Origin of the sequence: Larkinella punicea (assembly GCF_003334855.1) — a bacterium.
GTDB lineage: Bacteria > Bacteroidota > Bacteroidia > Cytophagales > Spirosomataceae > Larkinella > Larkinella punicea.
The window spans coordinates 32,647-57,562 of sequence record NZ_QOWE01000019.1 but is presented as its reverse complement, the minus strand read 5'-3'; the positions used below and the strand labels follow the sequence as shown (position 1 = coordinate 57,562).

Here is a 24,916-nt window from a genome sequence, read left to right as displayed (position 1 = left end):
TCGAACTTTTCCTGGTACTATTTTAAACCCGTTGTTTTTATTTTGAATAATCCCGGTCACTTACCTTTTCCAGCCAGTTTACCACTTCACCGTTTAGCTCTTCATGAATGGCTATGTGGCTCATCGCTTTTGTAGGCGAAGCGCCATGCCAGTGCTTTTCATTTGGGGCAATCCAAATGACATCGCCGGGATGAATCTCTTCAATGGGATCTCCTTCCCGCTGCACCCAACCCATACCGGAGATGACGATGAGCGTTTGACCCGCAGGATGGGTATGCCAGGCGGTTCGGGCACCGGGCTCGAAGGTGACCAGCGCGGCAGCCCCTTTCGTGGCTTCTTTTTTTGCGAATAAGGGGTCTATTCGCACAGCACCTGTAAACCAGTCCTCTGGACCAACCATTGATGGCTGGGTTCCGTTTCTACTAATTTCCATACATTCTTTTTAGCTTGTCACTACGTTAGGACTTATGTCTGATAATTCTTTATACTTTCGCTTTTGCCCCTATATCCCCTAAAGGGGACTTATAGCATCCGAGTTAAGCTGCGTCCAAGTCCCCTTTAGGGGATGTAGGGGCAAAAGCGAAAGTCCTATGCGTCAATCTTAAACCAACTTTTGCATCACTTTATCGGGCGTAATCGGTAGGTCACGAACCCGCTGACCGGTGGCGTTGAAAACCGCATTGGCAACGGCCCCGGCAAAACCGATCAGGGCAATTTCGCCCATGCCTTTGGCCCCCATCGGGTTGATGATCGGGTCGGGCTTGTCGATCATGATCGTTTCAATGGCCGGAACATCGGCGTGAACCGCGACGTGATAGTCAGCAAAGTTGTTGTTGACAAACCGGCCAAACCGGTGGTCAATGACGGCTTCTTCGGTCAGGGCCATGCCAATACCGCCCGCTACCCCACCAATCATTTGGCTGGCCGCGGTTTTGGGACTGATGATGCGGCCCGAATCTGCCACACTGACGGCTTTGGCGACCCGCACCACCCCAGTCAGCGGATTGACCCGCACCTGCACAAAATGCACCGAAAACGAATACATCGAATACTTCTGGTGGTCCGGCCCCGCTTTCGATTCCTTCGTTCTGTCGATCACCGTCAGTTTATTGACCTGCATCAACTCACTCACGGTCAATTTCTTACCCGGTTCTTTTTCGACCGATAGAATGCCATTGGCCAGCGTGAGTTCATCTGCCTGCCGCCCGGCGAGGGAACTTCCATCTTTCACGGCCAGTTCGATCAGTGCCTGTTTGATGGCGGTGCAGGCATCGAAAACCGCCGATCCCACCGCCGAAACAATGGCCGAACCGCCCTGGCTGGGTGCTTTCGGCAGAGAGGTATCGCCGTATTCAACCTTGATCTTTTCAACCGGCACGCCCAGCACGTTGTGGGCAATCATCGTCAGGGCGGTTCCTGTTCCCGGCCCGATGTCGGTCACCGCACTCTGCACCGTCAGCGAGCCGTCGGCTTTCAGCAAAGCGCGCGCCGAAGCCTCCCACCGGAAGGCGTTGAACACGCCCGTGCTCATGCCGTAGCCGATGAGCCAGTTGCCCTCGCGCAAACTACCCGGCTGCGGTTTGCGGTTATTCCAGCCGATGGCATCTGCGCCTTTCTCGTAAGCCTCCCGCAGGTTTTTGCTCGAATAAGGCCGGTTGTGTTCAGGGTCGGTTTCGGTGTAGTTGCGCAGGCGAAATTCGATGGGATCGAGGTTCAGTTTATGGGCCATTTCGTCCATCGCCGATTCGAGCGCAAAAGCACCCGTGGCTTCGCCCGGCCCCCGCATCCAGATCGGTACGCTTCGGTCGAGCCGCACAATCCGGTAGCGGGTGCTGACGTTGGGGCAAGCGTACATGAATTTGGTCATGTTGACCGTTGCTTCCGTAAAGTCCTCGTAACGGGCGGTTTCTGCCGTTGCCGCGTGATTGATGCTCACCAGCTTACCGGTTTGGTCGGCTCCCATCCGGATCGTCTGCACGGTGTAGGGCCGGTGACCCACCAGCGTAAACATCTGGCTGCGGTTCATCACGAGCTTCAGCGGACGACCGATTTTGCGGGCAATGGCGACAACGGCCGTTTCCTGCGGCCAGGTCCGAAGGCCCATACCGAAACCGCCCCCCATGAATTCGGTATGGACGTGGATGTTCTTCGGGTCCAGTTTAAACGCCTGCGCCATGGCATTTTGCGTAGCGTTTACGCCCTGCGTTTTGGCGTAAATCATCAACTTGTCCGGCCCCGTCCAGTGGGCCAGAATACCGTGCAGTTCCATCGGATTGTGTACCTCGATGGGAATGGTATAGTTGGCCTCCAGCGTAATCGGGGCCGTCTGATGGGCGTCGGCTTTTCCGCGTGAATAATCGCCTGAGCCGCCGGGCGCAATGCCCTCGGCGACGTGTTTCGACAGATCGGTTCGAGACGCCTGTTTGGCATAGGTCGCTTTGACCAGCGAAGCCGCATAGGTCGCCCGTTCGTAGGTATCCGCCACCACGATCGCGATGGGTTGTCCGTCGAAGAGAATTTTCGGGCTGCTCAGGATGCGGTAGGTTTCTTCCGTTTTGGGTTTGGGAGGTGGCCCATCCGCCTGTCCACCAATGGGGGCGTCCCAGCCCGGAATGGGCGGCATATTCTGGTGGGTAAACACGCCCAGTACACCGGGTGCGCCCTGCGCTTTTTTCGTATCCAGGCTGCTGATGGTGCCCCGGGCGATTTCGCTGCCGACGAGAACGCAGTAGGCCATGCTCGGCAATTCAAAATCAGCGAAGTAGTTGGCCCCGCCGGTCACCTTCATCCGTCCATCGACCCGGTCGATGGAAGGATTTTTCGTTTCTTTCGTCATGATCAGGCGGTTTTTGTGGCGGTTTTCAGGGCGTCGATAATCGAGTTGGGAGCCAGCGTGAGCTTGAAATCGTTCTCGCCGTAGCCTTTGGCGTCTTTCATGGCCAGCGCAGCCGCCTGTTTAAAGTTGACTTCGGTGGCTTCTTTGCCTTTCAAAAACTGTTCGGCTTCGAAGAGTCGCCACGGTTTGTGGGCCACGCCACCCATCGCCAGCCGGACGTCCTGAATCATACCTCCTTTCATATCCAGACCAACGCCTACAGACACCAGCGCGAAAGCATAGGAGGCCCGGTCGCGGATTTTCAGATAATGGGAATGATCGGCAAAACGGTTGGTCGGCAGATCGACCGAAAGAATCAATTCGCCGGGCAGCAACGTATTGTCTTTCTGCGGCAGTTCGCCGGGCAGGCGGTGGAACTCGCTGAACGGAATCCGGCGGTCGCCTTTCGGGCCGGACACGTTCACGGTGGCATCCAGGGCCGCCAGTGCAATGCACATATCGCTGGGATGGACGGCAATACACTTGCTGGAACTGCCAAAGATGGCGTGCATCCGGTTAAAGCCGCCGATGGCTCCGCAACCGGACGGGCCGTTGGGCTTTCCCTTGTCAGGACCGGCCTGCACCGGGCCGCGCTTGTTGCAGGGCATGGACGTATCGTAGAAATACGAGCAACGCGTCCGCTGCATCAGGTTGCCGCCGACCGTTGCCATGTTCCGAAGCTGCGCCGAAGCACCCGCGTTGAGCGCCATCGACAACAGCGGGAAGTGCTTTTTGACCAGCTCATGATCGGCCACGGCAGAGTTCTTCGCCATGGCACCGATCCGTAAACCCGATGCGGTTTTTTCAATCGTTGCCAGCGGCAGTTTGTTGATGTCGACCAGCCGTTCGGGAATGATCACCTCCCGCTTCATTAGGTCGATGAGGTTGGTGCCACCGGCCAGAAAGTACGTGCCGCTCTCTTTCGTAATCGCCGAAATGGCGGCTTTGGGGGTTGTTGCCCGCGTAAACTGAAACGGATTCATACCTTTTTTCCTCCCTGTTTAACTTCCATGATTGCCTCCACAATGTTGGCGTAGGCTCCGCAGCGGCAGATGTTGCCGCTCATGTATTCGCGAACCTCCTCCGGCGAATCAGCGTGGCCTTCCCGAATGCAGGCCACCGCCGACATGATCTGGCCGGGCGTGCAATAACCGCACTGAAAACCGTCGTGCTTGATGAACGCTTCCTGCATCGGATGGAGCCGGGCGGTCGCACCGTGATCATTCGTTGCCAGTCCCTCGATGGTTGTTACGTTGCTGCCTTCGGTCGTCATGGCCAGCGTCAGGCAGGCATTGACCCGCTGTCCGTCTACGTGGACCGTACAGGCTCCGCACTGGCCGTGGTCGCAGCCCTTCTTGGTACCGGTCAGGTGGAGTTGTTCGCGCAGCAGATCAAGCAGCGTAACGCGGGGTTCGATCGACACGTTTTGCACCGTTCCGTTGATTGTAACCTGGAGCGGCAACTGTTCGAAGGCAGCGGCAATTTTTTGATCCCATCCGGTATCGACGGCTTTCACGGCAGCGGTTGGAGCCAGTGCCAGCGCAGCCAGTGCCGAGGATTGCTTTAAAAAATGCCGGCGGGATGCGTCAGGCATTTCCAACTCATCACCGGGGTGTTCGTTCTGGGCCATACAGCAAGGTTTAGTGAGGTTGTTGAAGGATCATTACGGCAACCGGAACGGGATTTCCGAACCCGGCTGGCATCGTTAACGGTTCTACTCTAACTCGTACGTAACGGTTATGTTTCCGGAACCAACGGCCGCAGCCAGGCCCGACGGATTATCGATTTGCCCCAGCTTCGTATAGCTGTAGATCGTCGAAAACGATTTATAAAACAGCACCAGCGTAGTGGAACCGTACAGCATCAAATCGCCGGTATGGATCGTTCCGGGATTGGCGGAATTCGTCGGCAGGTTTTGCGGGAAATTGTACAGTTTCTCATTCCCGTTCAGCTCGCTCATCGTAATGGTCAGGGGTAACCGGGCTTTAAAAGCCGTTACGGTTGGATTATTGAGCAGGGTTGCCTGGAATGTAGTGGCCCCAATCCTGATCCTCAGCCGGTTGCCGGTCGTATCAGGGCTGCTGTTGCCATTGTTTTCGACACCGGTAGCAGGGGAAATGATTTCGCCATCCGTATGGCAAGCCATGCTACCGATTAAAAGTACAAGGAGTGGAAATAAGCTGATCGGTGATCTTTTCATTTTATTCACCCGGATTGGGGGCATTATATTCTTCGTCTGACACCGGATGCAGCCACTTCACGATGCCTTTCTCCGTGTTGGGTAGTATGTACATTTGGTGTAAACCACTGTCGGGCGTGGCTCCATGCCAATGCATTACATTGGGCGGGCATTGGACGACATCTCCCTTTCTGATCGTTTGACGGGGTTGACCTTTGAGCTGATGGTAACCCACCCCGGCCGTTATAATCAGGATTTGACCGGCCGGATGGATGTGCCAGTTACTTCGGGCTCCCGGTTCGAAATAAACATTGCCCACAACGGTTTGATACGTGGAGTCATTTTCGACCAGACCCAAAGCCCAGGCCTTGCCGGTGAAGTTTTGCGCGGGGCCTAATTCGCCTTTGGGAAAAATAGCTTGCTGCTCATCGCCTTTTTCTGAATCCTGATCCTGACAACCCATCAGGAACAGGATCGCAAATACGCTGGCGGTTAGGAGTCCTAATTTTGAGTGATTTGTTTTCATGCTATTGTGCTTAGGTTGCGGATAAGATAAGTGGCTCCAGCGTCGCCATGCCGATGACAAACCGGTAGCGCACGTCCTGGTTGAGCCTTTGCTCGCAGGCGGAATGAAGGTCTTTGATGTCCTCATTTCGCTTCTGACGACATGTAGAAGCAAAGTTACGGGTATGAAAGGGTAGCAAGGTAAAAGTATTCAAACCGATACTTATACATTTCAAACCTCTACCTTACGAAAGTTGCGGGGGTTGGTGCCGGTGAACTTTTTGAAGAAGTTGTTGAAATAGGAAGGATACGCAAAGCCCAGGGCATACGCAACATCCGAAATGTTCCAATCCGTATGCAGTAGTAGAGCCCTGGCTTCGCTGATGACTCGTTCCGCAATGTGGGCCGTCGTCGATTTACCGGTTACCTCGTTGACGGCCCGGTTTAGGTAATTGACATGGACATTGAGACTCCGGGCGTAGTCCTGCGCGGTGGTCAGTTGCAACGGGCGGTCGATGGTCTCAATCGGAAATTGACGCTCCAGCAGTTCGAGAAAAACGGAGGTAATACGGGAAGTCGCAGTGGTATGGTGGTCAAAGTTTTGGGAGGGTTCCAGTTTCAGGGCTTCATGAATGATCAGGTGGATGTAGTTGCGGATCAGATCGTCCTTGTAGGAATACGTCGTCTGTTGCTCCTCGATCATTTTCTGGAAGATGGTGTTCAGGAATTCTCGTTGCGATGGGCTGATCGTTAAGATGGGCGTGCCGCTGAGCTTGAAAAAGGGAGAGTTTTGCAGGCTCTCCGACCGGTCCGACAACTTCAGAAAATCCTCCGAAAAAAGGCAGGTATACCCCACATACGTGGTCGAAATCGTTTCCCAGGAATATGGAATGTGGGGGTTGCCAAAAAACAAAACCGTATCGTTTGCTTCATAGCTCCGGTCCGCATAATGAATGATGCTTTTGCCGGTGGTCAGGCAAATTTTGTAGAAATCTTTCCGGCTGTAAATGCGGGTGGCGTTGCCGTCACTTTCAATTGGGAAGACATTGAAGCCTTTTAGCTTAAGGTCCGTATTGAACTCCGAAACCGAATGTGTCCGTTGATTTGACATAGTCAAAGTTAATAAATTCAAATTAACTTTTGGTTGGATAGGCGTTGCAACTCACCAACTTTTTCGGAGTAATTCAATCTGCTGAGGCAAGGTTCACGTAGCCCACGGTGGAAATTGGTCGAATCGTACACGGATTTCACCGCCGGTTCACTAAACCGCTCAGCGCCTGAACCAGCGGTTTGGCGTGTTCCGCTTTGTGAATGAGCACATGCTGAATGACGACTTGTTTGAACGCGCTGCCGTCGGCATTGATGATGGGCATCGCCAGCAAATCAGGCTCCTGGCGTAAATCCAGCGAAACCGGAATAAAGGCAATCCCCCTTCCCAGCCGAACCATACTTTTCAGGAGATCGAACGAGGGAACGTATTGCACGATGTTGTTTTGTCGGACAAAGCCCGCTTGCCGACAGGCCTCCTCAAGCTGGCCAAAATAGAGTCCGGCATCCGGGCCGTGGTCGATCCACCGTTCGGTTTGCAACTGCGAAAGTCTGACGGCCGTTTGGGTCGCCAGTGAATGGTTTTTATCCAGCAGAACCGCGTAATCGGCTTCTGCATAGGGCGTGGCAACCAAGCCTTTCCGCTCCAGGGGAAGCACCGTCATGCCCAGATCAACCTGGTCGTTCGCCACCGAATCCTGCACCAGAACCGGGTTGGGTTGCTCCACCAGCCGGATATCGAGGGTGGGAAAATGGGTCGTAAAAAGCTCGAGCATCCCCATGATCCGCTCCGGAAGGATCAACTTGAAGACGCCCAGGGTAACGATCAGTTGGTTGGCGCCGGCCTGTCGCACATTTCGGACGGCGTTTTCACTCAGTTGCAAAATTCGTTTGGCTTCGGCCAGGAAGTAACTTCCGGCTTCGGTCAACGCCACTTTATGGTGGCGGTTTCGCTGGCTGGTCACAAACAACTCGACTCCCAACTCGCCTTCCAATAACTTAATCTGCTGGCTCAGGGCTGGTTGCGACACAAAAAGGGTTTTAGCCGCCCGGCCAAAATGCAACGCATCCGCCACTCCCACAAAATATTTTAACTGGCGTAATTCCATATCGTATGCGAATCGACCCTGGATTAGTAATCAGTTGTGATAAGAAAAACTTATCACAAGGTAAGAAAGTATGATTAGACATTTCGGCGATTTTTCTGTCTTTTTGTATGAAAGTTAAGCGCAGGCTTTAAAGAAGACCATTCTTACAGAAAAATGAACCCAATCGGCAGACGGGATTTTTTAGCTCAACTATCGCTGGCCACCGCAGCGGTTTCTGTTTCTCACGCTGCTTTTTCGTCAGTCAACCAATCGGATGAATTCATTGAAACGGAAACCGCCTATGGCCGCGTCCGTGGGATTCGGAAAGATGGTGTGAATTTGTTTAAAGGCATTCCTTACGCCGGACGTACTTCCGGTGATCGCCGGTTTCGCCGGGCTGCTCCACTCGATCCCTGGACCGGAGTTCGGGATTCGTTGCAAGTGGGCCCACCGGCCATTCAGTCGCCCCGTCGCAACGAGCCGGCTCCGTCGGAAGACTGTCTTTTTCTGAACGTCTGGACCCCGGCCAATGATAATCGAAAACGTCCGGTCATGTTCTACAGCCACGGGGGCGGTTTTGTGATTGGTTCAGGAGCGTCGGCCAGTCAGGATGGCTCCAATCTGGCCCGGAATTTTGATGTAGTCGTCGTCGAAACCAACCACCGGCTGGGGCTGCTGGGCTTTCTGTACCTGGACGAACTGGGCGGGTCGGACTATGCCGGGTCGGGCAACATGGGCATGCTCGACATCACGGCGGGCCTGAAATGGGTGCATGACAACATTGGCCAGTTCGGGGGCGATCCCAACAATGTGATGATCTGGGGTGAATCGGGTGGGGGAGCCAAAACCTCCTGTCTGTATGCCATGCCCGAAGCGGCTCCGTATTTCAACAAAGCCTCGATCGAAAGCGGTCCGGGGGTGCGGATGACGCCCAAAGACGTTGCGGCCGAAACCACCGCCATGCTGCTCAAAGAGCTGAACATTGCGCCCAAAGACTGGCGGAAACTCCTGGATGTTCCAGCCGCCGATTTGCTGACCATTCAGGGAAAACTGCCGTTTGTGCCGCCTTTTCAGGAAAAAAACCAAAAGCAGGGCCTGATGCGTCGCAATTACGGGGGCTTCGGTCCGGTGGTCGACGGCGTCGTGTTGCCCCATCATCCCTTCGATCCGACTGCTCCGGCCATTTCGCGCAATAAACCGCTGCTGGTGGGCTGGAACGAGGATGAATACACTTTCTTTGCCTGGGAGCGCAAAGACACCGAGTTTGCCAAACTGGATTTCGACAGCCTGCCGAAAAAACTGGAACCGCAGTACGGAGCCGATGCCGGAAAAATCGTCGATACCTACCGCAAAGCCAATCCCAATGCTTCGGCTCCGGCTATTTACGTCGCGGTCTCGTCCATTACCATGATGGGCCTGGGGTCGGTCGATATTGCCGAGAAAAAAGTGAAGCAGGGCGGGGCACCGGTGTATCTCTATAACTTTGGCTACAAGTCCGAAAAGAAAATTCCGGGCACGGACTACGCGATGGGAACACCCCACGCGATGGATATTTCGTTCAAATTCAACAATGAAATACCGCCCCGCGACGGTTCCGAGCCGAAGGAAAGCTTCTTTGGTGGCAACCGGCCCGAACGGTTTACGGCTTCCCGACACTTCGCCGAATTGTGGACGACCTTTGCCCGAACCGGCAAACCAGCGGCAAAAGAGGTACCGACGTGGCCAGCCTATAACCTGAAAACCCGCCCAACCATGCGGATCGATGCCCAATGCGAGGTCATCAACAACCGGTTTAGCGAAGAACTGGCCCTCTGGCGATCCGTCGGGAAGCTCTAGGGAAAGGCAGAGTTTCGCTCAACTCAACCCCGTCACTACCATCTCTATTTATAATTCATTCAAAACCGGGCTACTCAGTACTGTGACCGCAAAAAAACAACTGGCTGAGGTTTAAAACCGGATTATTTTACCGCCCAATCGCCACTTTCCGAAGGATCGAATCGATAATCTGAAGTGTCGTCACGCCATCTGCTTCGGCTTCGTAATTGAGCAGAATCCGGTGGTTGAACACGTCGGGCGCGACTTCCTTGATGTCTTCGGGCAACACATAATCGCGCTGGTCGAAGTAGGCGAGGGCTTTGGCGGCCCGGTTGAGGTTGATGCTGGCGCGGGGCGACACGCCGTACTGAATATACCGGGCTTCGTCGCGCAGGTTGTAGTCGAGGGGTCGGCGGGTGGCAAAAACCAGCTCGATGATGTAGCGTTCGAGGGTTTCTGAGATGGTAATTTTGTTGATTTCGTTCTTGATCGCGAAAATGTCTTCCTTGTCCAGAACCGGTTGCACTTCGTAGTCGAAATTCAGGTTCGACATCCGGCGCATCACCTCCAATTCTTCGTCTTTCGAGAGATAGCCCACAAAAACCTTCATCATAAACCGGTCGATCTGGGCTTCCGGCAGGGGATAGGTTCCTTCCTGCTCGACCGGGTTTTGCGTGGCCAGCACCAGAAAAGGCTTATCGAGAATAAACGTTTCTTCGCCAATCGTCACCTGCTTTTCCTGCATGGCTTCGAGCAACGCCGATTGCACTTTGGCGGGAGAGCGGTTGACTTCATCGGCCAGAATCAGGTTCGCAAAAACCGGTCCCTGCTTCACTTCAAACTCGCCGGATTTCTGATTAAAAATCATCGTACCGACCAAATCGGCCGGGAGCAGATCGGGTGTAAACTGAATCCGTTGGAAATCGAGCTGCAAAGCCTTGGCCAGCGTGTTGATCGTCAGCGTTTTGGCCAAACCGGGAACGCCTTCCAGTAAAATATGGCCGCCCGTAAACAGGCCGATCAGCAGCCGGTTGAGCAGGGCCTGTTGTCCCACAACGACCTTGCTCATTTCGTCGAATACCTGACGGATTTTGGTATGATAGGTGATGTCTGCTGAAGTCATTTTTTAAGAAGAAATGATAAATGTAAAATGATAAATATCGAATGTAAAAGTTGGGGCCGCGCTCTTGAAACACTTTTACATTTAGCGTTCGTCATTTTACATTTATCATTTGAAATCATTCATTTAACCGCCTTAACAAATCGCTCTTTGCCATGAATATCCTTGAAAATCTGCACATTCCGATAGCCGCGTTCTTCGAACACCTGCTGGGTTTGTGGTCCAAACCGCTCGTTGATTTCTACGTAACAGGCGCCCTCCGTATTCAGGTGTTGTTGCCCGAAATCGGCGACGGCTTTGTAAAACAGCAGCGGATCCTGGTCTTCTACAAATAACGCCAAATGGGGTTCATATCGTAAAACATTTGTTTCCATGTGTTCCGCTTCCGACAACGTTACGTATGGCGGATTGCTGACCACGCACTCGAAACGGCGGTTTTCTTCGCCAACATTGAGAATATCGCGTTGTTCAAATTCCACGTCCGCCAGGAGTGTTCGGGCGTTTAACTGCGCCACTTCCAGGGCTTCCGGCGACAAATCCCAGGCCACAACCGTAGCCTGCGGCAGAAACCGGGCCAGGGTGACAGCGATGCAGCCACTACCGGTTCCGATGTCGATCAGGTTCAGTTGCCCGGTGGTTTCGGCATAATCCCGGACGATGAGCCGGATCAATTCTTCGGTTTCGGGGCGGGGAATCAGCACCGCCGGCGACACCTGAAACTCCAGACCGCAAAACTCCGTTGTGCCAATGAGGTGCTGAACGGGTTCGTGGCTGTTGAGCCGCCGGATGAGTTCGGCCCAGTCGGGTTGGGGAGGATTAGTGGGAATGGGCTTACCGGCCACCACGTCGGTTCGGCGAAGCAACAGGTAATGTTCCAGCAACAAAAACACGATGGCGCGGGCTTCTTCCGGGCGGTAACCGACCAGTTGCCCCACCAGCGAATCAAATAACGACTTGGCTGTAATCATGCGGACGTAAAATTTGCGTAAATCTAAACCTTCGCGAAACAGATTTCACGGATTTTACTGATTTCTTTACGTTAGAGTTTACAACTGATCCTGAAAACCGTTGATCGACGACTTACTATTTATGTCACGCGCCCTCGAATTGGCTAAACTGGGCCGGGGGCACGTCAGCCCGAATCCGATGGTGGGCTGCGTGATTGTCCACAATCAGCGCATCATTGGCGAAGGCTGGCACCGGCAATACGGCGGCCCACACGCCGAAGTGAACGCCGTTCGCTCGGTGACTGATGAATCACTGCTGCCCGAATCGACGGTATACGTTACGCTGGAACCCTGTTCGCATTTTGGAAAAACGCCACCCTGCGCCGATTTACTAATTGCTAAGGGTGTAAAAAAGGTGATCGTTTGCAACGACGACCCGAATCCACTGGTGGCCGGCAAAGGGTTAGCCAAACTACGGGCAGCCGGTATTGAAGTAGAAACCGGCTTGCTGGCTGAGCGGGGCCGTGAATTGAACCGGCGGTTTTTTACCTTTATCGAACAACAACGACCGTATCTAATTCTGAAATGGGCCGAAACCGCCGACGGTTTTATGGCTCCCGCCGATTTTCGCCCCATTCCGATCAGCAGCCCGCTGTCGCGGCAGTTGGTTCACAAATGGCGGACGGAAGAAGATGCAATTATGGTGGGCACCAACACCGCCCGGCACGACAATCCGCAGTTGAATGCCCGGCTCTGGACCGGCCGAAATCCCGTTCGCATTGTGATCGATAAACACTTGCAATTACCCACTTCCCTGCACCTTTTCGACGGTTTGCAGCCGACGCTGGTGTATACGATCGTTGTGAAAAAAAATGCTTCTGAGTTTCCGGCGGATGCCCCTAAAGTCGAGCGCGACCCCGGCCCTGAAGAGGACTTTAAGCATCCGGATGCAGGTGCGTCCAAGTCCCCTTTAGGGGATTTAGGGGTAAAAGCACCGACTTTAGGGGCTTTAACAAAATACATCCATCTAGACCCCGAAGACCCCTTTCTACCCCAACTCATCACCGATTTATACCGGCAAAAAATTCAGTCGGTAATTGTGGAAGGGGGGGCGGCTTTGCTGGAAAGCTTTCTGAAGATGGGGCTTTGGGATGAGGTGCGGGTTTTTAAAAGTCTGAAAGTGATGGGCGAAGGGCTGGCGGTTCCCGTGGTTCGGGGAAGGCTGGTCGCTACCGAGCGGATCGGCGATGATTCGCTGATGACGTACCAACCTTCCTGAACCGAATTACCGATCGACAACCGCGACCGCAACCATGTTGAAAATTTCCCGCACCGTACTGCCGAGTTGCAAAACGTGGATCGGTTTTTTCAGCCCCATCAGCACCGGGCCGATTTTTTCAATCTGCGCAATTTCTTTCAAAAGATTATACGCAATGTTGGACGATGACAGATTGGGGAAAATCAGCGTGTTGGCGCCCGATTTTGCCAGTGGAGAAAATGGATACGTTTCCTTCAACAAGTTCAGATTAAAAGGCAAGTGAGCCTGCATTTCACCGTCGACAATCAAATCCGGGCGTTTGGCGTGAAGAATTTTGACGGCTTTCTGCATTTTCAGAGCGTCTTCGCCACCGGCACTGCCAAACGTCGAATAGGACAGAAACGCGATCCGGGGTTCCACATTCAACCGTTTTACTTCATTGGCCGTAATTTCGGCAATTTCCACCAGCTCTTCGGCGGTCGGGCTGATGTTGACGGTGGTGTCGGCCAGGAAAATCGGGCCGAAGCGACTCATCAAGATATACATCCCCAGAATCTTGTTGATGCCGTCCTGTGGTCCAATGACCTGCAAGGCCGGTCGCAGCGTTTGCGGATAATTGCGCGTTAAACCCGAAATCAACACATCGGCGGCCCCGACTTCCACCATCACCGCGCCGTAATAATTGCGGTGCAGCATCAATCCCTTCGCATCGACAAAGGTCAGTCCTTTCCGTTTCCGTTTTTCATACAGCACTTCGGCGTAATCCAGTACGGTTTTTTCCTGTTTCCGGGAACGCGGATCGATGATGGTAACCCGCTCGATGGCTAGTTTATTTTCCCGAATGATCCGGTTGATCTTCGTCGCGTTCCCCAGCAAAATCGGCACCGCGATCTTCTGTTCAAGCACTTCCTGAACCGCCCGTAGCACCGTTAGATTTTCGCCGTCGGTGAAAACCACCCGTTTCGGCGACCGTTTCGCCTGGTTGATAATGCCCCGAATCAGCGAATTGTCCAATCCGATGCGGTGCGATAACTGCGAATTGTATTCTTCCCAATCGGTAATCAACTTGCCGGCAACGCCCGATTCCATCGCGGCTTTGGCCACGGCGGGCGCAACGGTGGTCAGAAGTCGGGGGTCCGTCGGTTTGGGCAAAATATATTGCCTTCCGAACGACAGATTCTGTTGGCCGTAGGTCATGTTGACAATTTCAGGAACCGTCTTTTTCGCCAGATCGGCCAGCGCCCGAACGGCCGCCAGTTTCATCGCTTCGTTAATCGCCGTGGCCCGAACATCCAGCGCACCCCGAAAAATATAGGGGAAGCCCAGCACATTGTTTACCTGATTGGGATAGTCGGACCGGCCCGTGGCCATGATGATGTCGGGCCGGACAGCAACCGCTTCTTCGTAGGAAATCTCGGGCGTGGGATTCGCCATCGCAAACACGATGCAATCCTTCGCCATCGATTTAACCATATCCTGACTAACCACCTTCCCGATCGATAACCCCAGAAAAACATCCGCGCCCTGCATGGCATCGGCCAGCGACCAGCCGTCCGGGAGCTGATCCCGGACGTACTTATATTGATTCGGAACCAGATTGGTCCGGGCGGGGTGCAACAGTCCGTCTTTATCAAAAACCGTAATATGCTCTTTTTTGACTCCCAGCGCGACGTATAAATCCAGACAGGCAATGGCTGCTGCACCCGCACCGTTGACGGCCAGCTTAATGTCACTGATTTCTTTACCAGAAATAGTCAGGGCATTCAGCAAAGCCGCTGCGCTGGTGATGGCGGTTCCGTGCTGGTCGTCGTGCATGACCGGAATCGTCAGTTCTTTCCGGAGCCGCTCTTCAATTTCGAAGCAGGCCGGAGCCGCAATATCTTCCAGATTGACCCCACCAAACGTAGGCTCCAGAATCTTGACGGTCCGCACAAACTCATCGATATTGGTGGTATTCAGTTCAATATCGAAGGCGTCGATGTCGGCATAGATTTTAAACAGGAGGCATTTGCCTTCCATCACCGGTTTGGACGCGCCGGGGCCAATATCGCCCAGACCCAACACCGCCGTGCCGTTGGTAATCACCGCAACTAGATTCCCTTTGGTCGTGTAATCGTAAATTTTCTCGGGGAAACTGGCAATTTCCAGACACGGTTCCGCCACGCCGGGGGAATAGGCCAGCGACAGGTCCCGTTGATTTAGCGTTTCTTTGGTCGGAACAACCTCAATTTTTCCCGGACGTCCTTTGGCGTGATAATGCAACGCATCTTCCCGTAATTTTTGCGAACTCATGGAATCGTAGTTTGCTGATGGCGATTGTTGCGACAGCCCAATGCTGCCAAAAACCGCCCCTAAACATACGGACTCGTTGCTACAAAGTCTAAATTTTCGGTGATTCGTTTCCCGTCCTCTACCAGCGTGTTCATATACAGTTGAATCCGTTTTTTCGCCACGTCCAGATCCAGATTGTTGAGGTTGATGTTCAGCAGGTCGATGAACCAGGGCGGTTTTACTGCGCTCAGCGTGTAGACGTTCGCAATCGCCAGCGCAATGGGCAAGGTCGTCGTTTTCGAGGATTCGTACACATCCTTACTGGCGGCTTTCAACAGCTTTTCGTATTCTTCGGCCACCAGTTTTTGGTACAGTTCCTCCGAAAAAACCGTCCCCGCTTTGGTACCGGTTTCGGGATCATCGTCCGTCAAAACCGCCCCTTTGTGAACCCATTCCCACAAAATACTCAGCCGGATTTCGCCCGTTGCCATGTCTTCCATCAGGTACAAAATATCGTCGTTGCCGAAAAAATCCGCCGGTTTCAGGGCTGCTGCCTGCATCCCCTGCCCGAACGCATTGCCGTATTGCAACGCCACACTCACCAGATTCCGCGCACCCCGAATGTCGGTCGGTGCCGGTTCGATCAGAATCAATCCGTCGGCGTCAGCTTGCGTGTAGGTCAGCCGGGGAAATTCGCGCCCCAACTGATTGGCTTCCCCCACTTTCTCCCAAACCGGTCGGACGATGTGTACCATTTTCCAGTGCGCCACCCACTTGCCGCTGGCTCCCTCGCGCTGTTCGCGACCGGCACCCGCCACGGCTTTTTCCATGCTGGCTGCGACTCCGGCTTCGGAACCCACCGGAATGTTGGGTTCCATACCGCCCTGCCACAAGGCAAAATTGCCGTGCAAGTCCGGTGTGTTGACGGCCCGGCGAACCCGGTCTTCGTAATTGCGCATGTACCCGTAGGTCATCGTAATGGCTTCAATGTTCGGATTGATGAACGTTTTGTCCCACGCCATGGCATCCGAAACGCTGTTGATGTAATCCCAGCGCCCGGTATTGTAGCCTACGAAATGTTTCCCCAAAGCCGCCCGGATTTCCATCAACTGGTGCGTCGCTTCGAGTTGTTCGACCAGCACATACACTTTAATCGTTCCAGCGGGGAGTCCAATCTGGCTTTCCAGTGCGTCGAGCAGGTCGTTCCAGACGGCGGCTTCCCCGGCAGTCTGGATTTTGGGCAGATACAGCACGATGGACGACCCGGCTTTTTGCAGTGCCTGATGATTGTTGACGACGTACAGCGTGGCATCGACAATCGAAGCGGCCAGAGCTGTTCCGTCGGCGTCGCGGATGTGCCGGTCGTCGAGGTGAAGACCCCGCGCCCGGAAGATTTTGGTAGTAAAATTCAGTTGGGTTTCCCAATCGGTGATCATTTCGCGGCCCAGAAATGAGTTCGACCAGCGGTTCATTTCCTGGGCGACCTGTTCGGCGACTTTCAGGAAAACCGGGTCTTTGTGAATGGCGAGTTTGAGGTTGCGCTGGTTGTCGAGCGACATGGTGGTAATTTGTCCCAGCGCATCTTCGCCGTCGAACATCCAGCCGTCGGCACCGGAAAGCAACGCGTAGGCCACATTTCGGATGCTGTTCTCGACGGGGGCGTTGGGTTTGGCGGCTGGTCCGGTTCCCTGAATCCACTGGCGTTGCAGATCGGCCGGAATAACCGAACCTTCGAATTGGCCGTCACGGGCGTCCTGCACGGCAATCGCCGTACCGGGAATCAAACTTTCCGGTTCGAGGAAGGTGATGCGGGTTTTAGTCTTTTGCCGATCAGCCCGCCGTTTCAGTCGGTCGGCCATGGCGGTTTTGATGCGTTGGTTGAAGGGAACCAGTGCCGAAAGGGCCGCGAGGGCTTCGTCGGTGTAGACGTCTTTATAGGTTTCCTGTAGGTTGTCGCGGATGATAAGGGTCATGTTCGGGGTTGAGTTACTGATCATTTAAAGCAAATGATGCGAATAGTCCTTTCGCTTTTTGCCCCTAAATCCCCTAAAGGGGACTATTAGCATCCGGATGATTCCGCGTCCAAGTCCCCTTTAGGGGATTTAGGGGCAAAAAGCGAAAGGACTATAAATTATAAAATCTCCTAATTAGTAGTTAAAATAAACACGCTCATCGTAATCGGTCCGTGCGCGCCCATCACCAGCGCCTGCTCGATGTCTGCCGTTTTGGAGGGACCGCCGATGAACGCACCAAAACCGTAATCGCCCACCCCGATTTGCGCATAGGCTTCGTGCAGGGTCGGAACGATGGTTTCAGACAGGACCACCACCGCCAGATGTTGGCAGATATACGGAATGATGCGTTGCCCCATCCGTTGTTCCGGTAACCAAACCGCCCCGTTTTCGGCAACGGCGAGTTGGGCTTCGATCACGGCCAGTTCGACATCGTTGAAGGTGCGCGGATCGGCGGTTTTGGAGAGAACTTCAAACGGTTCGCCCAGATCCGGCAGTGTGGTAACCAGTCGCTTCGTGGGGTCGAAGTTCTCCCGAAGCCGGGCGTTCACGGCGGCCAGATCGTCAACGACAAAGACGCTGCCACCGATGCTGGTAAAAACCGCCTGATAGGTTGCAACGACGTCCGGTCGGTTGCCTTTTAAAAACGACAGGTCGGGCAACGGACTGGCGGGAGGCTGGTTTTTCAAAACCGCAGCCAATATACTTTCTCGGGTGCTCATGCCGGTTTTCAGGTTCAGGATGGAAAGGGGAGTTTAAACTTTTTCGGAACCGTTGTCGCCCTGGTTTTTGGCGTACCATTCCCCGAACGACTCCTTTGGACCGTCCGGCATTTCCCGCTGTTTGTACCACGGATTGAACTTGTTGTTCACGGCAAACGGGATGTTGTTCAACACCCACCGACCAGCCCTTCCGATGGTTGAATACGAACCGGGTGAGGATAACGTCCAGGCCATCGCTTTCATTCCCAAAACCTTGGTATTGGCCGCGTATCCCTCCTGAACAATCACCTGCCGCCACTGGTACAACTGATCGTGAATATTGATTTTTACCGGGCAGACGTTGGAACATGAACCGCAGAGCGTCGAGGCAAAAGGCAGATCCGCGTGCCTTTTCATGTCCAGATTCGGGGCCAGAATCGCGCCAATCGGGCCGGAAATGGTGTTGTGGTAGCTCAAGCCGCCACTTTTTCGATACACCGGACAGGTGTTCATGCAAGCGCCACATTTGATGCATTTCAGCGAATCCCGGAAATCCGGTCGACCCAACTGACGGCTTCGGCCGAGATCGACCAGAACCAGATGCATCTCCTGACCCGGACGCGGTTTTTTAAAATGGCTGGAATAAATCGTGATGGGCTGGCCGGTGGCACTCCGGGCCAGGAGCCGTAAAAAAACGCCGAGGTGTTCTTTTTTGGGAATGATCTTTTCGATGCCCATTGACGCAATCTGGATGTCTGACAAATGAGCACCCATGTCAGCATTCCCCTCGTTCGTACAGACGACGTATTCCCCGGTTTCGGCTACGGCGAAATTAACGCCGGTCAGGGCGGCCCGGCGGCTGATGAAAGCATCGCGCAGGTGCCAGCGGGCAAACCGGGTTAAGGTGGTCGGGTCCGAAACGCCTTTTTCAGTGCCCAGGTGTTCGTGAAAAATTTCGCCGATTTCCTCTTTTCGTTTGTGAATACAGGGCAGCACAATGTGGCTCGGCGGTTCGTTGTCCAGTTGCTGAATGTACTCGCCCAGATCCGAGTTGATGACGTCGATGCCGCGTTCGATCAGGTATTCGTTCAGGTGGCATTCTTCCGTGAGCATGGATTTGCTCTTGATCATCTGCGTGATTTCCTTCGCTTTCAGGATGGAATACACAATCCGGTTGTGTTCTTCCGCATCAGCCGCCCAGTGGACGGTTACGCCGTTTTTGGTGAGGTTGGCTTCAAACTCCAGCAGATAATCGTGCAGATTGGACAGCACGTTGCTTTTGATGCGCGAAGCGGTTTCGCGCAATTGCTCCCATTCGGGTATGTTTTTGGCGGCTATGTCCCGTTTTTGCCGAATCCACCAGAGCGCACCGTCGTGCCAGTTCACGTGTTCTTCGTCCTGGTTAAAGGCTTCGGCCAGGGCGGCATGATCTTTCGTTGATTTTTCCATCACACGGTAGCGTTTAGAATTTCGGCAATGTGTACGGCTTTGACGGCGCTTTTATTCCGGTGCAGGATGCCTTCCAGGTGCATCAGGCAGGAAAGGTCCACGGAGGTAATGTATTCGGCACCATTTTTCACGTGATCGGTCACGCGGTCTTTGCCCATTTTGACGGAAACGGCCTCTTCGGCCACGCAGAAGGTCCCGCCAAAACCGCAGCATTCGTCCGGGCGATCCAGATCAACCAGTTCCAGGCCGTCCACCATGTTCAGCAACTGCACCGGTTTGGAAAAGGGCGACGCATTGAGTTCGCTCATCTGGGCCAGGTAAAGCCCCCGCAACCCGTGGCAGCTCTGGTGAATGCCGACTCTGTGGGGAAACCGGGCCGTCAGATTGTCCACTTTCAGCACATCGGTCAGAAACTCCACCAGTTCATAGACTCTTGATCGGGTACGTTCCGCCAGAGCAGGATTCGTCGGCGCATGGAGGTGTTGCTTGACGTGTAACACGCAACTGGCCGAGGGCGCCACGATGTAATCGAAGTCGGAAAAGTTTTCCAGAAAAAGGCGGTTACAATCCTGCGTGAGGTGTTCGAAGCCGGAATTGGCCATCGGTTGTCCGCAACAGGTTTGCCGGGGCGGATACACCACTTCGACCCCCAGTTTTTGCAGCAGTTGCAGGGTCGCAATGGCGGCCTGGGGGTAAAACTGGTTGACGTAGCAGGGAATAAATAGTCCGACAGTCATGGGGTAAGGTTTAGGATCGGGTTGCTTAGACTCTTTTCTCCCTAAAGCAGTGAAGCGAATCAATTTACTAAGCAACTGCGAATCAGCTCCCTTTACCCTTTCTAGTGACGGATCATGGATCAGTCGACCGGCAAGGCTCGCTCCAAAAAGTTGGCGTAAAAATCCGGGATTGCACTGCGCCGGATGCCGTCGGCGGTCTGCCCAATAGGGTAGTCCACCTGAATCAACTCATACGCAATCGAGTCGGCATCAAACCGCTTCTGAACGCCGGATGTGGTGATGAGCAGGTACGTAGCCAGCGGAAGCGTTTCTTTGGATCGCCCGACGGAGCCACAATTGATGGCGGTTTTGGCCGGAAAACCGGGGCGGTTTTGAATCGTTCGGATGTACGACTGGTGCGTGTGACCCATGATCAATACGTCGGCGTTTTGTTCGTCCATCATCGTCGCCAGCTCATCGGAATCGTGGTCTTCGTAAATGTACTCGTCGATCGACCGGGTGCTGGCATGGGTCAGGAGGACGGAAAGCGACGCATCCGCAAATGTAAATTCTACCCGGAGCTGGCGCGGCAGGCTGGCCAGGAATGACTTGTTTTCCGGCGTAATGTGCTGGCGGGTGTAGGCTATGGCGGCTATGCGGGCCTGCGTTTCGGAATCGCCGTGTTTCGCCAACGGAATAACCGGTTGGTCGAAGGCAATGCGTTCGTCGTGGTTGCCCATGATCGTCGGGATGCGGTTTCGCCGGATCAGGTCGATGACTTCGTTGGGCCAAGGTGCAAAATCGACCAGATCACCGAGGCAGAAAAGCTGATCGACCCGACGGTTTTCAATATCCTGTAAAACCGCTTCCAGAGCGGGCAAATTGGCGTGAATATCGCTGATGACGGCAATTTTTAACATTCTATAAACCAGAAAGTAACATCAATACAAGCCACAAAGATAACGGTTGGCGGATTGACAAGACGGTAAAAACGAATCAGAAAAGAGACGCAGATCCCGAACGGGCGAAATCGTATAGTAAAAAGTGGTAAAATTTGCTTTATCTGATTGATCTACCTTTACCCTGAACCCTTAACGCCCGGATAGTTTATGAAATGGACCCAGGTTATTGATCCCCTGCAGAACCTCACGTTGTCCGTCCTCGTCGCGGCCCTCCCCATTCTCTTCATTTTCTGGGCGTTGATCATCCGAAAAATGAAAGGCTATCAGGCCAGTTTACTCGCCACGGTCATTGCCGCCCTGCTGGCCATTCTGGTGTACGGAATGCCGGTTAAACTGGCGGTTTTGTCCTTCGCCCACGGCGCGTTATACGGGTTGTTTCCCATCTGCTGGCTGGTGATCATGGCGGTTTTTCTGTTCAATCTGACGGTCAAAAGCGGGCAGTTCGAAATCATCAAACACTTCATGGCTTCCATCACGTCCGACCGGCGGTTGCAGGCGCTGCTCATTGCGTTCTCGTTCGGCTCTTTTCTGGAAGGGACGGCGGGTTTCGGAGCGCCGGTGGCCATCACGGCGGCCATGCTGGTGGGGTTGGGGTTCAATCCGCTGTATGCGTCGGGGATTTGCCTGATTGCCAATACCGCCCCGGTGGCGTTTGGCTCCATCGGGATTCCCATCACCGTAGCCTCGCAGGTTTCCGGGATTCCGGAGTTGCCGATTTCTCAAATGGTGGGCCGCACGCTGCCGATTTTGTCGATTATTTTGCCTTTTTACCTCGTAACGATCATCGCCGGTTTCAAAAAAGCGAAGGAGGTGCTGCCAGCGGTCATGGTCTCCGGGATCTCGTTTGCGTTCCTGCAATGGTTTTCGTCCAATTACCTGGGGCCGTCGCTGCCCGACGTGATCGCGGGACTGGGCTCCATTATCTGCCTCATGGTTTTCCTGCGGTTCTGGAAACCCGAAACCGTCTGGCGGTTTGCCAACGAACCGGCTCCCACGTTCAACACTGACGTTTCGTATAGCAGCGGGCAAATGCTGCGGGCTTGGTCGCCGTTTCTGGTGCTGACCATCATGGTAATTGCCTGGGGTGTGCAACCGATCAAGGACGTACTCAACGCCGTGGGCATGATCCAGTTTGAAGTGCCCGGACTGCACAACGCCATTGTGGGTGAAAATGGAGCGGTTTTGCCAAAAATATTCAAATTCAATTACTTATCGGCGGCCGGAACCGCCATTCTCATCGCTAATCTGGTGGTGATTCCCTTGATTGGATTAACCTACCGGGAGGCTGCCCGCATTTTCATCAGCACACTCAACCAGTTAAAATTTCCCGTGCTGACCATTGCTGCGGTTTTGGGTTTTGCCTACATCGTCAACGACTCGGGCATCACGCTCACCCTGGCCGCTGTGCTGGCCAATACCGGTTTTTTATTCCCCTTTTTCGCGCCGATCTTGGGCTGGCTGGGGGTGTTCATTACCGGGTCCGATACGTCGGCGAATGCGTTGTTTAGTAAACTCCAATACGCAACGGCTCAGTCGATTGGCGTCGATCCGGTGGTAACGGTGGCCGCCAACGTGTCGGGGGGCGTGGTGGGGAAAATGATTTCTCCGCAGTCCATTGCGGTGGCGGCTGCGGCTGGCGATCTGGTCGGCAAAGAATCGGAGTTGTTTCGCTTTACGGTCAAGCACAGTTTTATCATGCTGACGGTCATCTGTTTCATCACGCTGGCGCAGGCCTACGTCTTCCAATGGGTCATTCCGACGTATGAAATGCTCAGCAACCAGAAAACCGTCGTGAGTCCGGACGCATCGCGGGGCTATCTGTATCTGCTGATTCTGGCGCTGGTGCTGGTCGCCCTGATCGCAACGATCCGGGTGATTGCGAAGAAGAAAACGCTACGATTTCATCAATCTGAGACCTAATGAACCGTCTAAGTTCGTACCCTTTATTGTTTTGCAGCCACCCGGCAAGGTCTGAATGCGTTAGCGGTTCTGAAACCGCCCATCCACTAGCACGTCAGCAAACCGAAAGTCTTCCGTCAAAACCGCCAGATTGGCAACAAAACCGGCCTGAATCTTGCCCAGTGAATCCCCCAATCCAATGATTTCTGCCGGAACGGTGGCCGCCATCCGGAACACCTCGGCGGGTTCCAGACCCACGTGCTGAATGCAATTCTGGACGGCTTTGAGCAGGGTAATCGACGAACCGGCCAGTTTGCCTTCCGGATTGGTATAGCGTCCGTTTTCGTAGTGAAGGATAAAATCTTCGAAGGCGTAGGTGGGCTGGGTCGGGTTGGCAAAGGTTGCATCCGAAATCAGAAAGAGACGCTCGCCGAGCAGCCGTTTCGCAATCCGGATCGTGGCCCAGTCGCAGTGAAAACCGTCGGCAATGATGCTGGCCCGAACGCCCGGATGGTCGAAAACCGCCCCGACAACGCCCGGTTCGCGGCTTTCAAACGGGCGCATGGCGTTGTACAGGTGCGTCGAAAGGGTGATTCCGTGGTTGAATGCCCCGGTAGCTTCCGTGTAGGTGGCGTTGCTATGACCCAGCGACAGCAGGGTAGAAGCCTGACTGGCTTGTTCAATCAGCCTGGAAAGCTGCTCCGGACTGAAAATTTCGGGGGCAATGGTCAGCAACCGGATGACATCACGGCCCTTCTCAAACAACTCGACCAACTCGGCATCAGTAGGCTGGCGAACGTAATTCGCACTGTGCGCCCCCCGCTTCACGGCGTTGATATACGGCCCTTCTACGTGCAGCCCCAACACGCCATTCGGATTCGTTTGCCGCACCTGCCGCACGGCTTCAACGGCCTTCAAAATGGTTTCCAGCGAGGTTGAATACAAGGTCGGCACCACGGAGGTGGTCCCCGTTTTTAGGTGTGTTTCGTAAATGTGCACGACGGTTTCGGCGGTGGGCGATGCGTTCAGGAAAAAGTCGGAACCACCGTACAGTTGCAGATCGACAAAACCGGGAACCAGCCATTGTCCCTGAAGGTCGATGGCGTCCGGGTCGTCCGCTGTTCCGGCGAAGACCTCCTGGATCAATCCGTTCGAAATCCGCACCGAGGCATTCGGCAAAAGGGTCGTTCCGGTAAAAACCGTCGCGTTGGTCAGTGTTAGTTCGTGCATGGTTGCGAGGCCCTGACAGCGCCCGAAGACCCTGTCAGCGGCCTTTCGAGATTGGCTATATATTCCAGATTTCCCAGGCTTTTTCTGCCTGCAGGTGGAGCATCGGCAGTCCGTTATACGTCGCGGCTCCCTGTTCGCGTCCTTGCTGTAAAAACCGGGTTTCCGCCGGATTATAGACCAGATCATACAGCAAATGCCGACTCGTCAGCAGACCGTAAGGAATGGCCGGACTGGCTTCGACGTTGGGGTACGTACCGACGGGTGAGGTATTGATAATAAGGCGGTATTCGTCCAGAATCGTCGGGCTGATATTTTCGTAGGCCAGGGCTTCGGCGGTTTGCTGGCGGGAAACCAGCCGGTATCGGATCTGCAAATCAGTCAGGGCGGTGGTGACCGCTTTGGCCGCTCCGCCATTGCCCAACACCATCGCCTGGAGTGTTTCCGGCGCTAGGTCGAGCGACTTCAGCCAGACTTCCAGCGACGACCGAAACCCGTAGTAATCCGTGTTGTAGCCGATTTTTCGACCGTCGGGCAAAATCCGGATGGTATTGACCGCGCCAATCCGCCCGGCTGAAGCCGGATCGAGTTCATCCAGAAACGGCAGAATGGCCTGTTTGTGCGGAATAGTAACGTTCAGGCCAACCAGATCGGGAATTGAAGCGATCAGGTTTGGAAAAGTCGTCGGGTCGGGCAACTCGAACAGGTCGTAGCGACTGTCCGGAATGCCTTCTTTTTCAAACTTTTCAGTAAAATATTTCTGGGAAAACGAGTGGGTCAGCGGATACCCAATCAGTCCGTAACGGCGCATAGCAAAAGATAAATCGGTTGCCCAAAGCTACGACC

The 24,916-nt window shown here is 54.1% G+C and carries 21 protein-coding genes; 3 read left to right on the top strand and 18 right to left on the bottom strand.

The window, feature by feature from the left end:
- Positions 1 to 37 precede the first annotated feature (37 nt).
- The 8 genes from DUE52_RS21640 to DUE52_RS21605 all read right to left on the bottom strand — a co-directional run bounded on the left by DUE52_RS21640 (position 38) and on the right by DUE52_RS21605 (position 7,714).
- Positions 38 to 433 carry a (R)-mandelonitrile lyase gene (locus DUE52_RS21640; RefSeq protein WP_114408144.1) on the bottom strand — a complete coding sequence of 132 codons (396 nt, stop codon included), beginning with the start codon at positions 431 to 433 and terminating at the stop codon, positions 38 to 40.
- A gap of 168 nt (positions 434 to 601) precedes the next feature.
- A complete protein-coding gene (locus tag DUE52_RS21635; RefSeq protein WP_114408143.1) occupies positions 602 to 2,836 on the bottom strand; it encodes a xanthine dehydrogenase family protein molybdopterin-binding subunit in 2,235 nt (744 codons plus the stop codon).
- A 2-nt stretch (positions 2,837 to 2,838) separates the two neighbouring features.
- Complete coding sequence (locus tag DUE52_RS21630) at positions 2,839 to 3,858, bottom strand: FAD binding domain-containing protein (protein ID WP_114408142.1); 1,020 nt, start codon at positions 3,856 to 3,858, stop codon at positions 2,839 to 2,841.
- Entirely contained in the window at positions 3,855 to 4,505 is a 651-nt protein-coding gene (locus DUE52_RS21625) for a (2Fe-2S)-binding protein (RefSeq protein ID WP_114408141.1), read from the bottom strand. Before DUE52_RS21625 ends, DUE52_RS21630 begins: the two co-directional genes overlap by 4 nt.
- A gap of 84 nt (positions 4,506 to 4,589) precedes the next feature.
- A complete protein-coding gene (locus DUE52_RS21620; protein WP_229312256.1) occupies positions 4,590 to 5,021 on the bottom strand; it encodes a cyclophilin-like fold protein in 432 nt (143 codons plus the stop codon).
- 55 nt (positions 5,022 to 5,076) lie between these two features.
- Complete coding sequence (locus DUE52_RS21615; protein WP_114408139.1) at positions 5,077 to 5,580, bottom strand: cupin domain-containing protein; 504 nt, start codon at positions 5,578 to 5,580, stop codon at positions 5,077 to 5,079.
- Positions 5,581 to 5,790: 210 nt separating this feature from the next.
- Complete coding sequence (locus DUE52_RS21610; protein ID WP_114408138.1) at positions 5,791 to 6,669, bottom strand: helix-turn-helix domain-containing protein; 879 nt, start codon at positions 6,667 to 6,669, stop codon at positions 5,791 to 5,793.
- A gap of 136 nt (positions 6,670 to 6,805) precedes the next feature.
- Positions 6,806 to 7,714: a LysR family transcriptional regulator gene (locus DUE52_RS21605; RefSeq protein ID WP_114408137.1), complete on the bottom strand. Its 909-nt coding sequence runs from the start codon at positions 7,712 to 7,714 to the stop codon at positions 6,806 to 6,808.
- 153 nt (positions 7,715 to 7,867) lie between these two features.
- Between DUE52_RS21605 and DUE52_RS21600 the strand changes: the two genes are divergently transcribed.
- A complete protein-coding gene (locus DUE52_RS21600; protein ID WP_114408136.1) occupies positions 7,868 to 9,529 on the top strand; it encodes a carboxylesterase/lipase family protein in 1,662 nt (553 codons plus the stop codon).
- A gap of 127 nt (positions 9,530 to 9,656) precedes the next feature.
- On the opposite strand, the gene DUE52_RS21595 is transcribed toward DUE52_RS21600, so the two are convergent.
- Together DUE52_RS21595 and prmC are read right to left on the bottom strand one after the other, a co-directional pair.
- Complete coding sequence (locus DUE52_RS21595) at positions 9,657 to 10,631, bottom strand: AAA family ATPase (protein ID WP_114408135.1); 975 nt, start codon at positions 10,629 to 10,631, stop codon at positions 9,657 to 9,659.
- Positions 10,632 to 10,750: 119 nt separating this feature from the next.
- Positions 10,751 to 11,596, bottom strand: coding sequence for a peptide chain release factor N(5)-glutamine methyltransferase (gene prmC, locus DUE52_RS21590; protein WP_114408134.1), 846 nt, complete (start codon positions 11,594 to 11,596; stop codon positions 10,751 to 10,753).
- A gap of 121 nt (positions 11,597 to 11,717) precedes the next feature.
- Here prmC and ribD point away from each other — a divergent pair, with 121 nt between their 5' ends.
- Positions 11,718 to 12,854, top strand: a complete 1,137-nt coding sequence (gene ribD, locus DUE52_RS21585; RefSeq protein WP_114408133.1) for a bifunctional diaminohydroxyphosphoribosylaminopyrimidine deaminase/5-amino-6-(5-phosphoribosylamino)uracil reductase RibD — start codon at positions 11,718 to 11,720, stop codon at positions 12,852 to 12,854.
- Positions 12,855 to 12,860: 6 nt separating this feature from the next.
- Here the strand turns inward: ribD and DUE52_RS21580 are convergent, their stop codons facing one another.
- The 6 genes from DUE52_RS21580 to DUE52_RS21555 all read right to left on the bottom strand — a co-directional run bounded on the left by DUE52_RS21580 (position 12,861) and on the right by DUE52_RS21555 (position 20,902).
- Positions 12,861 to 15,125, bottom strand: coding sequence for an NADP-dependent malic enzyme (locus DUE52_RS21580; protein WP_114408132.1), 2,265 nt, complete (start codon positions 15,123 to 15,125; stop codon positions 12,861 to 12,863).
- A 59-nt stretch (positions 15,126 to 15,184) separates the two neighbouring features.
- Complete coding sequence (locus DUE52_RS21575) at positions 15,185 to 17,077, bottom strand: aldolase/citrate lyase/malate synthase family protein (protein WP_114408242.1); 1,893 nt, start codon at positions 17,075 to 17,077, stop codon at positions 15,185 to 15,187.
- Positions 17,078 to 17,247: 170 nt separating this feature from the next.
- Complete coding sequence (locus DUE52_RS21570; protein WP_114408131.1) at positions 17,248 to 17,838, bottom strand: LutC/YkgG family protein; 591 nt, start codon at positions 17,836 to 17,838, stop codon at positions 17,248 to 17,250.
- A gap of 33 nt (positions 17,839 to 17,871) precedes the next feature.
- Positions 17,872 to 19,266 carry a lactate utilization protein B gene (locus DUE52_RS21565; protein WP_114408130.1) on the bottom strand — a complete coding sequence of 465 codons (1,395 nt, stop codon included), beginning with the start codon at positions 19,264 to 19,266 and terminating at the stop codon, positions 17,872 to 17,874.
- Complete coding sequence (locus DUE52_RS21560; protein ID WP_114408129.1) at positions 19,266 to 20,003, bottom strand: (Fe-S)-binding protein; 738 nt, start codon at positions 20,001 to 20,003, stop codon at positions 19,266 to 19,268. The genes DUE52_RS21565 and DUE52_RS21560 overlap by 1 nt, the downstream gene beginning before the upstream one ends.
- 119 nt (positions 20,004 to 20,122) lie before the next feature.
- Entirely contained in the window at positions 20,123 to 20,902 is a 780-nt protein-coding gene (locus DUE52_RS21555; protein ID WP_114408128.1) for a metallophosphoesterase family protein, read from the bottom strand.
- A 189-nt stretch (positions 20,903 to 21,091) separates the two neighbouring features.
- Between DUE52_RS21555 and DUE52_RS21550 the strand changes: the two genes are divergently transcribed.
- Positions 21,092 to 22,864 (top strand): L-lactate permease, encoded by a 1,773-nt coding sequence (locus DUE52_RS21550; protein ID WP_114408127.1) that lies wholly within the window; start codon positions 21,092 to 21,094, stop codon positions 22,862 to 22,864.
- A 60-nt stretch (positions 22,865 to 22,924) separates the two neighbouring features.
- On the opposite strand, the gene nagA is transcribed toward DUE52_RS21550, so the two are convergent.
- Complete coding sequence (gene nagA, locus DUE52_RS21545; protein ID WP_114408126.1) at positions 22,925 to 24,073, bottom strand: N-acetylglucosamine-6-phosphate deacetylase; 1,149 nt, start codon at positions 24,071 to 24,073, stop codon at positions 22,925 to 22,927.
- A gap of 55 nt (positions 24,074 to 24,128) precedes the next feature.
- Positions 24,129 to 24,881 carry a shikimate dehydrogenase family protein gene (locus tag DUE52_RS21540; RefSeq protein WP_114408125.1) on the bottom strand — a complete coding sequence of 251 codons (753 nt, stop codon included), beginning with the start codon at positions 24,879 to 24,881 and terminating at the stop codon, positions 24,129 to 24,131.
- Positions 24,882 to 24,916: the final 35 nt, after the last annotated feature.